This window comes from Streptomyces cadmiisoli, from assembly GCF_003261055.1.
In the GTDB taxonomy this organism is placed as follows: Bacteria; Actinomycetota; Actinomycetes; order Streptomycetales; family Streptomycetaceae; genus Streptomyces; species Streptomyces cadmiisoli.
The window spans coordinates 6,490,988-6,506,886 of sequence record NZ_CP030073.1; the positions used below are offsets into that span (position 1 = coordinate 6,490,988).

Genomic DNA, 15,899 nt, shown 5'->3' on the forward strand with positions numbered 1-15,899 from the left:
GGTCAGGCCCCTGCCTTGCTGAGGACTGTGGGTGCTTCCGTCTCTTCGTGGAATTCGAGCTGGCGGCGCCGGTTGGGGATGAGGCCTTCCGGGCGGAAGCGCATCAGCAGGACGAGCGCGAGGCCGAAGGCGAAGAGCTGGTAGTCGCCGAGGAACTGGAGCTTGGCGGGGATGAGGTAGAGCAGTGCGGCGCCGACGAGGGGGCCGCTGATGGTGCCCATGCCGCCGAGGACGACGGCGGCGAGGAGGAACGCCGAGTTGGGCGGGACCACGTGGGCGAACTGGTACTGCTCGGGTGTCACGGTGTAGGTGACGTGTGCCTGGACGGTGCCGGCGAGGCCGGCGAGTGCGGCGCCGAGGGCGAAGGCGATGAGCTTGACGCGGAAGCCGTTGATGCCCATGGCGAGGGCGGCGGTCTCGTCCTCGCGGATGGCGATCCAGGCCCGGCCGATGCGGGAGTCGCTGCTGCGTCGGAAGACGACCACGACGATCAGCGTGATGAGCAGCATCAGCAGGAAGTAGTTGGCGAAGCGGGCGATGGTGAACCCGCCGATGGTGTGTTCCTGGCCGAAGTCGAAGCCGAGGATGTTGAGGTTGGGGATCGACGAGATGCCGTTGGAGCCGTTGGTGATGTCGGGTCCTGAGGTGCCGTCCATGTTGAGGACGGTGATGCGGAAGATCTCACCGAAGCCGAGGGTGACGATGGCGAGGTAGTCGCCGCGCAGCCGCAGGGTGGGGGCGCCGATGATGACGCCGAAGATCATGGCGACGGCGGCGCCGAGCAGGGCGGAGGCCCAGAACGGGAGTTGGATGTCGAAGGGTGAGGAGGGGGAGCCGGAGACCATGGCCGCGGTGTAGGCGCCGACGCCGAGGAAGGCGACGTATCCGAGGTCGAGGAGGCCGGCGAGGCCGACGACGATGTTCAGGCCGAGGGCGACGGTGGCGAAGATCAGGATGTAGACGCCGATCGTCGCGTACTGGTCGTCGCTCTGGGTGAAGGGGAAGGCGGCGGCGGCGACGAACGCGCCGATCATGGTGACGTTGCGGTGCTTGCCGGTGAGGGCCGAGACGCGGCCCACGAGGCCGGCCTTGGCGGCGGCGGTGAAGCCGAAGCCGGCGGTGATCAGGAAGCCGATGAAGAGTTCGTCGTACTCGGTGCCGATGCCGTAGGTGAAGACGATGAGGCCGACGGCGAGTGCGGCGACGATGACGAGGATCTCGGCGTACGGGGGGAGTTTGCGGGCGGGGGCCGACGTGCCGGTGGCGAGGCCGGCCTTGATGACGGCGCCGGCGCCGCGCAGTTGCTGGCGGAGGCGTTCCTGGGCGGTGTCGTCGGGGTCGATGTGTTCGGGGGCCGGCCACTGGAAGGGCAGGGCGAACGCGCCGAGTGCGGCGGCGAGTGTGGCGAGGGCCGCGATCCAGCCGCCGGGTTCGAGGTTGACGAGTCCGCCGAGCTGGGCGCTGATCGCGAGGATCGTGTACCAGGCGGTGGCGAAGGCGCCGAAGGCGGAGAGCCGGAGGGCGCTGTCGGCGCCGGCGGGGGTGAGCCAGCCCAGGCCCTTGACGCCGTAGGAGGCGAGGCCGAACAGGGTGGTGAGGAGGCCGCCGATGAGGACGAGGACCTGGAGGCCGCCGGGGTAGCCGTAGACGGTGAGGTCGCCGGGGAATTCGGAGGTCCAGGTCCAGGCGAGGAACGTGGAGGCGATGGTGAGGACGCCGCCGCCGGTGGCGAGGGCGCGGCCGATGTGCGGGGGGATCCCGATGAGTCCGGCGTGCTTGCCGGTGTCGACCGTGTGCGGGGTCTCGGGTGCAGTGGTCTGTGTGGTCATCGGTGGATCACGCCCTGTCCGCGACGCGCTCGCCGAGCAGGCCCTGTGGCCTGAAGAGGAGCACGAGGATGAGGAGTACGAACGCCCAGACGTTGGCCCAGGACTGGCTGCCGAACTGCTCCATGCCGGGGATCTCGGAGATGTAGGCGGTGGAGAGGGCTTCGGCGACGCCGAGGACGACACCGCCGAGCATGGCGCCGTAGATGTTGCCGATGCCGCCGAGGACGGCCGCGGTGAAGGCCTTGAGGCCGAGGATGAAGCCCATGCGGAACTGGACTTCGCCGTACTTCAGGCCGTAGGCGACGGCGCCGATGGCGGCGAAGGTCGCGCCGAGGGCGAACGCGACCACGATGATGCGGTCGGTGTTGATGCCCATGAGCTTGGCGGTGTCCGGGTCCTGCGCGGTGGCCTGCATGCCGCGGCCGGTGCGGGTCTTCATCACGAAGTACGCGAGGATCGCCATGCTGATCGGGGCGGCGACGAGCAGGAAGACGTCACCGGTCTGGATGGTGACGCTGCCGATCTCGAACGGGCCGCCGTGGATCTGCGGGAAGGTGATCGCGGAGCGGGCGTCCGGGTACCAGGCCCAGACGGCCTGCTGCAGGGCGAGCGAGAGCCCGATCGCGGTGATGAGGGGCGCAAGGCGTGGCGCGGTGCGCAGGGGGCGGTAGGCGAACCGTTCCGCTCCCACGGCGACAAGGACGGCGACGATGATGCCTCCGATGAGCATCAGCGGGAGCGCCACCCATATGTTCGTGCCGTCGGGCAGCACGTACAGGTAGATGGTGAGGGCGCCGAAGCCACCCACCATGAAGATCTCGCCGTGGGCGAAGTTGATGAGCTGGACGATGCCATAGACCATCGTGTAGCCGATGGCGACCAGCCCGTACATAGATCCTAGTAGCAGGCCGTTGACCAGCTGCTGCGGCAGTTCGTTCACCGCATGTCCTCCGAGACGTGTCGATGATTCGACGGAAGTGACCGGATGCGAGTCCGCGCGGGGCGCCAGTGGTGCGGCGCCCCGCGCGGCTCTGGGGATGGGTGCGGGGTGAGGGTCAGCCCGTGTACGTGCCGGACTTGGCGGCGTTCCAGGCGCCGTTCTCGACGGAGTAGACGGTGAGCTGCTTGTTCGTCGCGTCACCGAACTCGTCGAAGGAGACCTTGCCGGTCACACCGTCGAAGGAGACACCCTGCATGGCCTCGGTGACCTTGGCGCGGGCGTCGTCGGGGAGCTTGCCGTCGTTGCCCTCGACGACCGACTTCACGGCCTCGATGATCGCCCAGGCCGAGTCGTACGAGTAGCCGCCGTACGCCTCGTAGGCCTCCTTGTAGCCCGCGGCCTCGTAGTTGGCGACGAACTCCTTGGCGGAGGGGAGGTCCTCGACGGGCGCGCCGACGGAGGTGGCGAGGTCGCCGGTACCGCTGGCGCCGGCCAGCTTGATGAAGTCGGCGCTGTAGATGCCGTCACCGCCGACCAGCGGGATCTTGGCGCCGGCGGCCTTGATCTGCTTGCTGAGCGGGCCGGCCTGCGGGTACTCGCCGCCGTAGTAGACGACGTCCGCGCCGGAGCTCTTGACCTTGGTGGCGACCGCGGAGAAGTCCTTGGTCTCGGGGTCGATGTGCTCGGTGCCGACGATCTCGCCGCCGAGCTTCTCGAACTCCGCGGAGAAGGTGGCGGCCAGGCCCGCGCCGTAGGTCTTCTTGTCGTCGATGACGAAGACCTTCTTCTTCTTGGCGTCGTTGTAGACGTACTGCGCGGCGAACGGGCCCTGGATGGCGTCCGTGGTCGCGGTGCGGAAGTACGACTTGTACGTGCGGGCCTTCGACGTCTGCCAGTCCGGGCCCTGGGTGAGGGCCGGGTTGGTGTTGGCCGGGGAGACCTCGACGAGCTTCGCGTCGTCGAAGACCTTCTGCATCGACTCGGCGACGGAGGAGTTCAACGGGCCGACGACGCCGAGGACTTCCTTGTCGGCGACGAACTTGGTCGCGTTCTGCTGGCCCGCGGAGGGCTGGGCCTGGTCGTCGAGGGCCTCGATCTTGAAGGTGACGCCCTCGACGTACTTCTCCTTGTTGGCCGTCTTGGCGGCCAGGTCGACGGAGTTCTTGATACCGAGACCCAGCGCGGACAGGTCGCCGGTCAGCGGGGCGTCGACGCCGATGGTGACGGTGATGCCACCGCCGCCGTTGGACGAGCCACCGTCCTCGTCGCGCGAGCCGCAGGCGGTGAGGGTAAGTGCTCCCGCCGCCAGCGCGGCGGTTATGGCGATGAGTGAACGTTGACGCACGATCAGTCCTTTCCCTGGCGCGGCTCTTCCCCACGGAAGACGCCGAGTCGAGCGCTTGGGCCGAATGCGGCGCCCAATGACGTCGATTCCGACGGCGCGGTGACTGGCCGTGACTCTAAGCGCGCGTGGGGAACGTGGAGGAGAGTCTGACGAAGGCTGTGACGCTCTTGTTATGACACGACGTAATGCAGAGCGGTACTGAGCGGGTGGAAGCGCGGAATTCCGGCCGATTCGCGCAGTCCGCATGGTGAGACGCGCAGGACTGTCCATGTGTTATCAGTAGTGTTTTAGCGTTTTGGTGATGTCGCGAACTCGTTGCCGCAGGCTACTTGGAGCGCGTGCGAGAGGTCGCGCGCGTAGCGCTCGCCGAGGATGAAACTGTGGGCTTCCATTGCGCGCGTATTACGTAGAGTTACATCCAGGAAAGGGAGTCCGACATTCCGCGGCACTTTTCCGCAATCAGTCACTTTCATGGTGATTACGATCTCGCGGGTACCGAAAGGCGCGCGCGGAATCGAGGCCAGGGAAAGACCGGCGTACGGCTGATCTATCCGCTCCACGGTCACCGGTGGGCCGGACCGCGCGACGAGCTCCACCGCGAACGCGAAACCGCCGTCGAGGCCCGGTTTCTCCTCGGTGTGCAGGTATGTCACGCCGACCACCTGGGACGGGTGCGCCGCGAGAACGGGGGGCTCCGGTCCGGGCCGAGTGGCGTAGAGACGGCCGCCGACCGCGGCCAGCGTCGCGACGGTGGCGGCGGCCACGAGGGCACGGCGGTGCCGGTCGCAGAAGCGGACGACGCGCCCGCGCGGGGGCCGGACGGCGAGCGGTGCCTCCCACGCGCGCGTGCCCTCACCCGGCTCGACGGGACCGATGCCGCTCAACTCCACGGCCCTGCCGTCGGACCGCCGTCGCGGTACCGCTCGGCGCACCGGTCGCCCGCCCGACGGTCGATCAACTCCCTTGCCGCCGCGTCCCCTTCGTGGTCCTTCTCGGCGCGGGCGGCGTCCACCACGTCCATCAGGATCTCGTACTGCCCGTTGGACAGGCCCATCGACTGGTAGTCACCGTAGGTGTCCTCGTCGAGCACTTCGCGGGACCAGTGCGCGACGATTTGCGCGCACAACTCCTCGGGCGGGGTGGCGGACGGTGACGGTGGCTCCGCCGGTGGCGCGGCGGAGGTGCGCGTCTCGTCCCGCGCGCCGTCGGCTCCGGCACAGCCGCCGAGCGGCGCGCCGGCCAGGAGCGCCGACACGAGCGCCACCGCGGTCGCGTGACGCCCTCCCCTTGTCATGCCTCGACGCTAAGGCGCGGGAAGCTCCGGGGCAACGGGCGGGCGGGTGACGGGAGTTCGGGGGAGTCCGGGAGAGTTCGAGGGGTGGAGTGGGTGCGGGGTGGGAGGGGAGTGTCGGGCGCTGGCGCTGGCGCTGGCGCTGGCTGCGGCTGCGGGTGTGGGTGGGAGTGGGGGTGTGCGGGCGCCGGCGGGGGTGGGGGTGTGTGCGGGTGTGGACCTGTGTGACCCGGGCGCGCCGACGCGGGCGGCACGGCGCGGTCGGCCCGGCGAGGGGGGCACGGCGCGGTCGGCCCGGCGAGGGGGGCACGGCGCGGTCGGCCCGGCGAGGGGGGCACGGCGCGGTCGGCCCGGCGAGGGGGGCACGGCGCGGTCGGCCCGGCGAGGGGGGCTCGCCGGGCGCGGGCGGGTGGTGAGGCGGGGTCAGCCGGTCGCGCCCACGTGCGCCCCGTCGCCCGGGTTCACGTCGCGCAGCAGGCAGGTCAGCCGGGCCGTGCACACCCGGCGGCCCTCCTCGTCGCTGATCACGATCTCGTACGTCGCCGTGGAGCGACCGCGGTGCACGGGCGTGGCCACACCCGTCACCAGGCCGGAACGAACACCCCGGTGATGCGTGCAGTTCAGGTCGACACCCACGGCGATCTTGCTGATGCCGCCGTGCAGCATGGAGCCGACCGAGCCGAGGGTCTCGGCGAGCACGGCCGAGGCACCGCCGTGCAGCAGTCCGTACGGCTGGGTGTTGCCCTCCACCGGCATCGTGCCGACGACGCGCTCGGCCGACGCCTCCAGGATCTGCACGCCCATGCGGGTGCCCAGGTGCCCGGCGGAGAACAGGGCGGGCAGGTCGACCCCCAGCGCCGCGTACTCGTCGATGACCTCTTGCGGGAACTTCACGCTGTGCTGCTCACCCATGGGGCCCGGCTCCGATTCGCTCTCGTCGTGTACAAGTGACTGAGCAAACGCTCAGTCGGTCGTCGATTGTTCCAGACGGACGACCACGGACTTGCTGGCCGGTGTGTTGCTGGTGTCCGCGGTGGCGTCCAGCGGGACGAGCACGTTGGTCTCGGGGTAGTAGGCGGCGGCGCATCCGCGCGCCGTCGGATAGAGCACGATCCGGAAACCGGGCGCCCGCCGCTCCACGCCGTCTTTCCACTCGCCGACCAGGTCCACGTATGACCCGTCCGCGACGTTCAGCTCGCGTGCGTCCTCCGGGTTCACGAGGACGATCCGGCGGCCGTTCCTGATGCCCCGGTAGCGGTCGTCCAGGCCGTAGATCGTGGTGTTGTACTGGTCGTGGGAGCGCAGCGTCTGGAGCAGCAGCCGGCCCTCGGGCAGCTTCGGGTACTCCACCGGCGCGGCGGTGAAGTTGGCCTTGCCGGTCGCGGTGGGGAAGCGGCGCTCGTCGCGCGGGGCGTGCGGCAGGGTGAAGCCGCCGGGGCGAGCCACCCGCGCGTTGAAGTCCTCGAAACCGGGGACGACCCGCGCGATGCGGTCACGGATCGTGGCGTAGTCCTTCTCGAACTCCTCCCACGGCACCTTGCTGCTCTCGCCCAGCACCCGGCGGGCCAGTCGGCAGACGATCGCCGGCTCGGACAGCAGGCGCGAGCTCGCGGGCTCCAGGCGGCCGCGGGAGGCGTGCACCATGCCCATGGAGTCCTCCACGGTCACGAACTGCTCGCCGCTGCCCTGGAGATCACGCTCGGTGCGCCCGAGCGTGGGCAGGATCAGCGCACGCGCGCCCGTGACGGCGTGACTGCGGTTGAGCTTCGTCGAGACGTGCACGGTCAGGCGGGCACGGCGCATCGCCGCCTCGGTGACCTCGGTGTCGGGGGAGGCGGCCACGAAGTTGCCGCCCATCGCGAAGAAGACCTTCGCCTCGCCGTCGCGCAGGGCCCGGATCGCCCGGACCACGTCAAAGCCGTGCTCGCGCGGCGGAGCGAAGCCGAACTCCTTCTCCAGGGCGTCCAGGAAGGCGGGCGCCGGGCGTTCGAAGATGCCCATCGTGCGGTCGCCCTGCACGTTCGAGTGGCCGCGCACCGGGCACACGCCCGCGCCGGGCCGGCCGATGTTGCCGCGCAGGAGCAGGAAGTTGACCACCTCACGGATGGTGGGCACCGCGTGCTTGTGCTGGGTCAGGCCCATCGCCCAGCAGACGATGGTGCGCCGGGAGGCGAGGACCATGTCCAGCGCCTCCGCTATCTCCTCACGCGTCAGGCCGGTCGCGGCGAGCGTCTCCTCCCAGTCGGCGGCGCGCGCGGTCGCGGCGAACTCCTCGTACCCGTGCGTGTGCTCGCGCACGAAGTCCTCGTCGACCGCGCCCGCGGTCTCCACGATCAGCTTGTTCAGCAGGCGGAAGAGAGCCTGGTCGCCGCCGATGCGGATCTGGAGGAACAGATCCGTGAGCGCCGCCCCGGTCGCCAGGCCCTTGGGGGTCTGCGGGTTCTTGAAGCGCTCCAGACCGGCCTCGGGCAGCGGATTGACGCTGATGATCTTCGCGCCGCCGGCCTTGGCCTGCTCCAGGGCGGAGAGCATGCGGGGGTGGTTCGTGCCCGGGTTCTGACCGGCGACGATGATCAGGTCGGCCTGGTGGAGGTCCTCCAGCAGGACACTGCCCTTGCCGATGCCGATCGTCTCGGAGAGCGCCGAACCGGACGACTCGTGGCACATGTTCGAGCAGTCGGGCAGGTTGTTCGTGCCCAGCTCGCGCGCGAACAGCTGGTAGAGGAACGCGGCCTCGTTGCTCGTGCGCCCCGAGGTGTAGAAGACGGACTCGTCGGGGGAGCCGAGCCCGGCGAGCTCCTCGGCGATGATGTCGAAGGCGCGCTCCCAGGAGACCGGTTCGTAGTGCTCGCCGCCCTCGGGCAGGTACATGGGGTGGGTCAGCCGCCCCTGCTGACCGAGCCAGTAGCCACTGCGCCGCGCGAGGTCCGCCACCGGGTGCGCGGCGAAGAACTCCGGTGTCACCCGGCGCAGTGTGGCCTCCTCGGCGACCGCCTTCGCGCCGTTCTCACAGAACTCCGCCATGTGCCGGTGCTCCGGCTCCGGCCAGGCGCAGCCGGGGCAGTCGAAGCCGTCCTTCTGGTTGACCCGCAGCAGCGTCAACGCCGTGCGCTTCACACCCATCTGCTGCTGGGCGATGCGCAGGGTGTGCCCGATGGCCGGCAGCCCGGCCGCCGAGCGCTGCGGTTCGGCGACCTGCGGTGCGTCCTGAACCGGGTCGGCCTTCGGCGGCTTCGTGGCCATCGCCCACTCCCCTTCGAGTGCGTGTGTGAGATACGTCTCCGATACTCGCACGCGCCACCGACACCGTTGCCGGGCGGGCCCGCGGCGGCCGCGAACGCATCCCGTGCCGTGGACTGCCGTGGACTGCCGTGGACTGCCGGGGTGGCAGGGGCAGTTGGGGGCTGGCTTGATGAGGGTGTGGTTATTTGTGGGCAGTTGGGATGTTTGCGGCGAGTTTGGGCGTAGTCGTGGTCGGGTGCGGATGCAGGCGGATGGGTGCGGCCGTGGACGGGCGCAGCCGAGGCGGTCGGGTGTGGCCGTGAGTCGGGGCGGCCGTAGGGGGGCGGGTGTGGCAGTGGGCCGGTGATGGGCTTGAGGGCGGCGGGGGCCTGGGGGCGGCGGGCGTCGGGGCTGATGGCGGGGTGGCGGGATGGCGGGGTGGCGCGCGGCGGAGGCCGGGGCTGCCGGCGTGGTGGCTCTGTGGTAGCCGGGTCTGCCGGCGGGGTGGCGCCGGCAGCGGCCGCCGTGCCGCTGTACCCGCAGGCCGACGAAGGCCGGGGCGCCCGTGCCATGGGGTGGATCGGGGACGGAGCCCGAGGGGCCGCCGCGCCGCGGTCGCCGCCGACTCGGGTCGGCCGTCCGCTGCGGCGGGCGGCGGGCGGGGCCGAGTGTCAGTGGCACGTGGCAGGATCGGGGGCGTGGCAGAGACAGCATCGAAGAAGACCGACAGCACCGCCGGCGGCAGCCGTCCGCGCCTGATGCTCATGGACGGGCACTCGCTCGCCTACCGAGCGTTCTTCGCGCTGCCCGCGGAGAACTTCACGACGGCGACTGGCCAGCCGACGAACGCGATCTACGGCTTCGCGTCGATGCTGGCCAACACGCTCCGTGACGAGGAACCCACGCACTTCGCGGTGGCCTTCGACGTCTCCCGCAAGACCTGGCGCTCCGAGGAGTTCACGGAGTACAAGGCGAACCGCTCCAAGACCCCGGACGAGTTCAAGGGCCAGGTGGAGCTGATCGGCGAGCTGCTCGACGCGATGCACGCCGAGCGCTTCGCCGTCGAGGGGTTCGAGGCCGACGACATCATCGCCACGCTCGCCACCCAGGCCGAGGCCGAGGGCTACGAGGTGCTGATCGTCACCGGCGACCGCGACTCCTTCCAGCTGGTCTCCGAGAACACGACCGTCCTGTACCCGACGAAGGGCGTCTCGGAGCTGACCCGGTTCACCCCCGAGAAGGTATTCGAGAAGTACGGGTTGACGCCCGCGCAGTACCCGGACTTCGCGGCCCTGCGCGGCGACCCGTCGGACAACCTGCCCGGCATTCCCGGCGTCGGCGAGAAGACGGCCGCGAAGTGGATCAACCAGTTCGGTTCCTTCGCCGAGCTCGTGGACCGTGTCGAGGAGGTCAAGGGCAAGGCCGGCCAGAACCTCCGCGACCACCTGGAGGCGGTGAAGCTGAACCGCCGGCTGACCGAGCTGGAGCGGCAGGTCGAGCTGCCCAGGGCCGTCACCGACCTGGCCCGCGAGCCGTACGACCGCAAGGCGGTCTCCCTGGTGCTCGACACCCTGGAGATCAGGAACCCGTCGCTGCGCGAGCGGCTGTTCGGTGTGGACCCGGGCGCCGAGGAGGCCGAGGCCACCCCGGTCGTTGTCGACGGCGTGGAACTCGACGGCACGGTGCTCGGCACCGGCGAGCTGGCCCCGTGGCTCACGGAGCACGGCGCGGGCCCCGTCGGTGTCGCCACGGTCGACACCTGGGCGCTCGGCACCGGCTCGGTGGCCGAGGTCGCTCTCGCGACGCCCTCGGGACCGGCCGCCTGGTTCGATCCGTCCGAGCTGGACGAGGCCGATGAGACCGCCTTCGCCGCGTGGCTGGCCGACGCCGCCCGGCCCAAGGTCTTCCACAACGCCAAGGGCGCCATGCGGGTGTTCGCCGAGCACGGCTGGACCGTCGAGGGCGTCACGATGGACACCGCGCTGGCCGCCTATCTGGTCAAGCCGGGCCGCCGCTCGTTCGACCTGGAGGCGCTCTCCCTGGAGTACCTGCACCGGGAGCTGACCCCCGCCGCCACCGCCGACGGACAGCTGGCGTTCGGCGCGGACGACGGAGCCGAGGCCGAGGCGCTGATGATCCAGGCCCGTTCGGTCGTCGACCTGGGCGAGGCCTTCGAGGGCCGGCTGCGCGACGTCGGCGCCGCGGACCTGCTGCGCGACGTGGAGCTGCCCACCTCGGCCCTGCTGGCCCGGATGGAGCGGCACGGCATCGCCTCCGACCGCGCCCACCTGGAAGCCATGGAGCAGATGTTCGCCGGTGCCGTGCAGCAGGCGGTCAAGGAGGCCCACGCGGCGGCCGGGCACGAGTTCAACCTGGGCTCGCCCAAGCAGCTGCAGGAGGTCCTCTTCGGCGAGCTGGCCCTGCCGAAGACCAAGAAGACGAAGACGGGCTACACCACCGACGCGGACGCCCTGGCGTGGCTCGCCGGCCAGACCGACAACGAACTGCCCGTGATCATGCTCCGCCACCGTGAGCAGGCGAAGCTGCGCGTCACCGTCGAGGGCCTGATCAAGACCATCGCGACGGACGGCCGGATCCACACGACCTTCAACCAGACCGTCGCCGCGACCGGCCGCCTGTCCTCCACGGACCCCAACCTGCAGAACATCCCGGTCCGCACCGACGAGGGCCGGGCGATCCGCCGCGGCTTCGTGGTCGGCGAGGGCTTCGAATCGCTCATGACGGCGGACTACAGCCAGATCGAGCTGCGGGTGATGGCCCATCTGTCCGAGGACGAGGGCCTGATCGAGGCGTTCACCTCCGGTGAGGACCTGCACACCACGGCCGCCGCGCAGGTGTTCTCCGTCGAGCCGACGGCGGTGGACGCGGAGATGCGCCGCAAGATCAAGGCGATGTCGTACGGCCTGGCGTACGGGCTGTCGGCCTTCGGCCTCTCGCAGCAGCTGAACATCGAGGCGGGCGAGGCCCGCGCCCTGATGGACGCCTATTTCGAGCGTTTCGGCGGCGTCCGGGACTACCTGCGCCGAGCCGTGGACGAGGCGAGGGCCACCGGCTACACCGAGACCCTCTTCGGCCGCCGCCGCTATCTGCCCGACCTCAACAGCGACAACCGTCAGCGCCGCGAGACGGCCGAACGCATGGCCCTCAACGCGCCCATCCAGGGCACGGCGGCGGACATCGTCAAGATCGCCATGCTCAAGGTGGACGAGGCCCTGCGGGCCGCGGACCTCAGGTCCCGGATGCTCCTCCAGGTGCACGACGAAATCGTCCTGGAGATCGCCCCCGGCGAGCGGGCGGCGACCGAGGAGATCGTCCGCCGCGAGATGGCCGGCGCCGTGCACCTGAGGGCACCGCTGGACGTCTCGGTGGGCGTGGGCTCCGACTGGGAGTCGGCAGCGCACTAGGACCGAGCCCTGGTGGACGGGGCGATCCCCGTCCACGTCGGGCCGACCGGTACGTGGGAGTCCTCGGCGACGGCAGCGCGCCGGGGGCTCCTGGCTGTGGAGGGGTCGGGGGCCGGAACCGGGCCGGTGGCCCGTGGCGGCCGTACCAGGTACGCCGCGCCTCACTCCGGCCGGTGACCGTCACTCGCGTGGCCCCCGCGGAAAAGCCCCCGGCCCCCACCGCCCGTCAAGATGCCGCCATGGGTATACGCATGCTCAACCGCCGGAGGTCCGACCCTCCGGCCCCGACGCACGCCGTCGGCGCAAGCACCGCCCGCATCCCCACCGGCCCCGTGACGGCCGTGCGTCACACCGTCGCGGACGCGCGCCGCCGTCTCGCCGAACGGGAGTTCCGGAAACCCGTCGCCAGGCGCCCTCGCGACACCGCCGTCTGGCGCCTGGGGGCCGATCTGGCCCGCAATTCCCTGGCTTTCTGCCGCTCGCTGCTGCCCAAGCCTGCGCGCCCCGCGCACACCCTGACCGTCTTCGTCGCGACGCTCCCCGAGAGACCGGCCGTCAAGCCGCCGGACGGCTCCGGTCCCACTCCCTGCCGGCTCCCGAACCGCTAGTGCCGCGGGCCGACGCGCCGTACGGCCGCCCGCCCCGAGACGCGCGGCGGCGCACATCGGCCTCGTACGTCCGCGCAGGTCACCTCACATGCACCACGGCGTCGCCCCACCCCGGACCCGTGTCGCTCACCCGACACGCACCCCCGCGTACCGCCCCACACCCGCCCGCTCACCACGCCCCTCACCCGCGAACGGGGACCGACAGAACGGGGACCGACAACCCCACTCACAGCCGTCGGAACCCAGCAGTCACCGCTGCTTCCCGGCGACCGGCTCCGGTGGGTGGGCGGCGGGTTCGGGCCGGCGTCGGAGCGTGAGGGCCACGGCGTAGAGCAGTACGCCCACGACCAGGCCGGCGCCGGCGCCGAAGCACACGGTCGGGATCAGTTCCCAGGGCTTGGCCGAGGACCCCCAGTACGCCCACCACCGCGTCGCCCGGTGCACCGCGGCGGCCAGCGCACAGCCGCCGATCACGGCGGCGGCCCAGCACCGGTCCCGGCGGGACAGGACGGGTACGCCCACCGGCTCGACGGCGGGGGTGTGGCGCAGCGCGTGCACGAGGAACAGGGTGATCACCACGGCGGCCACGGCGGAACCGCCGTATTGCAGGTACCAGTACAGCGGTGACCCCGCCACCTCCTGCCCCAGGACGGGAAACAGCCGCATGCCCCACCGGTCGAGATGTGTGAACGCGTCCCACACGACATGGGTGAGGGAGCCGAGCGCCGCGGACACGTACCAGCGCGCCGCGAAAACCGGCCGTACGCGCGCGCGTGCCGCCCCGCAGCGCACGAGCGTGGCCACCCGCGGCTGCCACCCCCGCGGCAGCAGCGCCACCAGCGGCGCGCGGACCAGCAGCCACAGCCCCACCAGCGCCCAGGCGACCAGCACGTCGACGGTGAACACGCCCGCGAAGGAGTGCGTCACCTCACCGAACTCCATCGCACCGGACAGGACACTTGCCGCGTAGTAGGTCATGTCGGGTGCGAAAGAACCCGCTATGAGGGCGGACGGCACCAGTGCCCCCCGGCCGGTGCCGTCGGTGCGTACGGCGGGCAGCACGGCTGCCGCATGACTCAAGGTGAACGGCAACGGCACTCCCCATGGCGGATGTCGGGGTCAAGTATGGGTGACCCGGGACACTGCCCGAGGGCCAACGGCGCGTGTCCAAGCGGTGAAAATCGGGCGCGAACCGGTGCCCGCGCGAAGCAAGTTGTCGTAGGGTCGCCTGGGCTGACGTGTTGGGGGAACGCGTCGTACCGCCCGGCGGGCAACGCCGGGTGGGGCAACACGATCGGTACGCCGCGAACAGGACATCGCGGACTCGGCAGACAGTGGCGGGCGCCCGGACGCCCATGGGAGGGGTTCACCAGATGGCGGCGCAATTCGGCAGGAGGCTGCGCAAGGGGGCGATGAACACCACCGTGGCCGCGGTGGCGGTCGCGGCGCTGGCCGCGTCCCAGGGGCCCGGACTGGTGACCGACGACTCCGGCAGACAGTCCACCACCGGTACGCAGCCGTCGGCCGACGGGCCCGCCGAGGACAGTGCGACCGGCAACTCGCCGTACTACACGGACCTGCCGCCGCTGGAGAGCCCCACTCCCTCGACCAGCGCCGACCCTGCGGGTGCTACGGACGTCTCCGGCGACTCCGCCGCGGGCATACCCGCGACCGTCCTCGACGCCTACAAGCAGGCCGCGGCCGAACTGCGCTCCGCCAAGCCCGGCTGCAACCTGCCCTGGCAACTGCTCGCCGCGATCGGCAAGGTCGAGTCGGGTCAGGCGCGCGGCGGCAAGGTCGACGCGAACGGCACCACGATCGGCCGGATCCTCGGCCCCCAGCTCAACGGCAACGGCTTCGCGAACATCAGCGACACCGACAACGGCGCCTACGACGGCGACGCCAGGTACGACCGCGCCGTGGGCCCCATGCAGTTCATCCCGTCGACCTGGGCCTGGGCGGGCCGGGACGGCAACGGCGACGGCCGCAAGGACCCCAACAACGTCTACGACGCCGCGCTCGCGGCCGGCCACTACCTGTGCCGGTTCGGCTGGGACCTGTCCGACCGGAACGACCTCGACCGCGCGATCCTCAGCTACAACAACTCGACGGAGTACCTGAACACGGTCCTGTCGTGGCTGGACTACTACCGCAAGGGTACGCACGAGGTCCCGGACGGCACCGGCGACCTGCCCGACAACCGCAGCGACAACCGCGACGACCCGCCCGGCGGTACGAGCCCGTCCACGCCGCCCGCGCAGGTTCCGGGAGGCGGCACCAAGCCCCCGGAGCCCGAGGAGCCGGGCAGCGGCGGCCCCACCACCCCGCCCCCGAAGCCGCCGACCCCGCCGCAGACCCCCACCGACACGGTGGACCACCTGGAGCACGCGGGCAGCGCCGAACTCACCGCGATGGCGGGGGAGGCGTTCGGCGAGCGGATCAGCGCCCGCGCCGAGACCGAGGCCGGCAAGGGCGTCGGCAAGGTGCGGATCCGGTTCACGATCGTCGGCGTCACGGACACCACCTTCAACGGCGGCGAGAAGGTCGCCGTGATCGTCACCGGCACCTCCGGCGTGGCCGTCGCGCCGGCGCTGCAAGCAGGTGACGCGACGGGTGACTTCACGGTCCGGGCCACCGTCGTGGGCCGTACGATCCCCGGCGTCGCCTACTCCGCGTCCGTGACCCCCCGCGCCGCCGACAGCCTCGCCCGCACCGGCGACGCCGCGCTCACCTGCCCCGCCGGCGGTGAGTTCGAGAACCAGGTCCAGGTGAAGGCGACGTACAAGGGCGCCGTCGCGGACGGGGTGGCGGCCACCGCGACACTGATCAAGTCGGCGGACGACCCGACGGCGAACGACAAGGGCCCGTACTTCAAGGACGCGGACGGCAAGGCCGTACGCACCCTGACGGATCTGAAGACCGACGCCGACGGTCTGCTGACGCTGCCGAAGCTCTACGCGGACGACACCGCCGGCACCTACCTGCTGCGCCTGACCACCACCGGCGGCGCGGTGCTGACCGTCGAACTGACGGTGACGGAGCCGGCCTCGCCGAGCCCGTCGCCGGACACGCCGGCCTCGCCGTCCCCCTCGGCGTAGCCGCACGGACACCAGGGCGCCCCTCCGCTTCGGCGGCGGGGCGCCCTCGTCATGTGCGCGACGTGTTCTCATCTCGCGCGCGCGTTGCTACGGTGCCGGACCTGACGATGTATCAGGTCTCGTCCGCTTCGACGCCCCGGG

At 71.1% G+C, this 15,899-nt stretch carries 11 protein-coding genes; 3 read left to right on the forward strand and 8 right to left on the reverse strand.

Going from position 1 to position 15,899, the window contains the following annotated elements; all coding sequences use genetic code 11:
* Positions 1–2 precede the first annotated feature (2 nt).
* The 7 genes from DN051_RS28430 to DN051_RS28460 form a co-directional block, all read right to left on the reverse strand.
* Positions 3–1,829 carry a branched-chain amino acid ABC transporter permease gene (locus DN051_RS28430; RefSeq protein WP_112439764.1) on the reverse strand — a complete coding sequence of 609 codons (1,827 nt, stop codon included), beginning with the start codon at positions 1,827–1,829 and terminating at the stop codon, positions 3–5.
* A gap of 7 nt (positions 1,830–1,836) precedes the next feature.
* On the reverse strand, positions 1,837–2,769 hold the full coding sequence (locus tag DN051_RS28435) for a branched-chain amino acid ABC transporter permease (RefSeq protein WP_053756709.1): 933 nt from the start codon (positions 2,767–2,769) through the stop codon (positions 1,837–1,839).
* A gap of 115 nt (positions 2,770–2,884) precedes the next feature.
* Positions 2,885–4,114, reverse strand: coding sequence for a branched-chain amino acid ABC transporter substrate-binding protein (locus DN051_RS28440; RefSeq protein ID WP_053756708.1), 1,230 nt, complete (start codon positions 4,112–4,114; stop codon positions 2,885–2,887).
* Between the two features lie 287 nt (positions 4,115–4,401).
* Complete coding sequence (locus tag DN051_RS28445; RefSeq protein ID WP_342781474.1) at positions 4,402–4,878, reverse strand: Tat pathway signal sequence domain protein; 477 nt, start codon at positions 4,876–4,878, stop codon at positions 4,402–4,404.
* Positions 4,879–4,994: 116 nt separating this feature from the next.
* Positions 4,995–5,408, reverse strand: coding sequence for a hypothetical protein (locus DN051_RS28450; protein ID WP_246040670.1), 414 nt, complete (start codon positions 5,406–5,408; stop codon positions 4,995–4,997).
* A 420-nt stretch (positions 5,409–5,828) separates the two neighbouring features.
* Positions 5,829–6,317, reverse strand: coding sequence for a hotdog fold thioesterase (locus DN051_RS28455; RefSeq protein ID WP_053756706.1), 489 nt, complete (start codon positions 6,315–6,317; stop codon positions 5,829–5,831).
* 51 nt (positions 6,318–6,368) lie between these two features.
* Positions 6,369–8,648: an FdhF/YdeP family oxidoreductase gene (locus DN051_RS28460; RefSeq protein ID WP_112439765.1), complete on the reverse strand. Its 2,280-nt coding sequence runs from the start codon at positions 8,646–8,648 to the stop codon at positions 6,369–6,371.
* A 677-nt stretch (positions 8,649–9,325) separates the two neighbouring features.
* On the opposite strand from DN051_RS28460, the gene polA reads away from it, so the two are divergent.
* Complete coding sequence (polA, locus tag DN051_RS28465; RefSeq protein WP_112439766.1) at positions 9,326–12,052, forward strand: DNA polymerase I; 2,727 nt, start codon at positions 9,326–9,328, stop codon at positions 12,050–12,052.
* Between the two features lie 239 nt (positions 12,053–12,291).
* Positions 12,292–12,660 carry a hypothetical protein gene (locus DN051_RS28470; protein ID WP_112439767.1) on the forward strand — a complete coding sequence of 123 codons (369 nt, stop codon included), beginning with the start codon at positions 12,292–12,294 and terminating at the stop codon, positions 12,658–12,660.
* 249 nt (positions 12,661–12,909) lie between these two features.
* Here DN051_RS28470 and DN051_RS28475 read toward each other — a convergent pair whose 3' ends face one another.
* A complete protein-coding gene (locus DN051_RS28475) occupies positions 12,910–13,752 on the reverse strand; it encodes a DUF4184 family protein (protein ID WP_112439768.1) in 843 nt (280 codons plus the stop codon).
* Between the two features lie 281 nt (positions 13,753–14,033).
* On the opposite strand from DN051_RS28475, the gene DN051_RS28480 reads away from it, so the two are divergent.
* Positions 14,034–15,758, forward strand: a complete 1,725-nt coding sequence (locus DN051_RS28480; RefSeq protein ID WP_112439769.1) for a lytic transglycosylase domain-containing protein — start codon at positions 14,034–14,036, stop codon at positions 15,756–15,758.
* Positions 15,759–15,899: the final 141 nt, after the last annotated feature.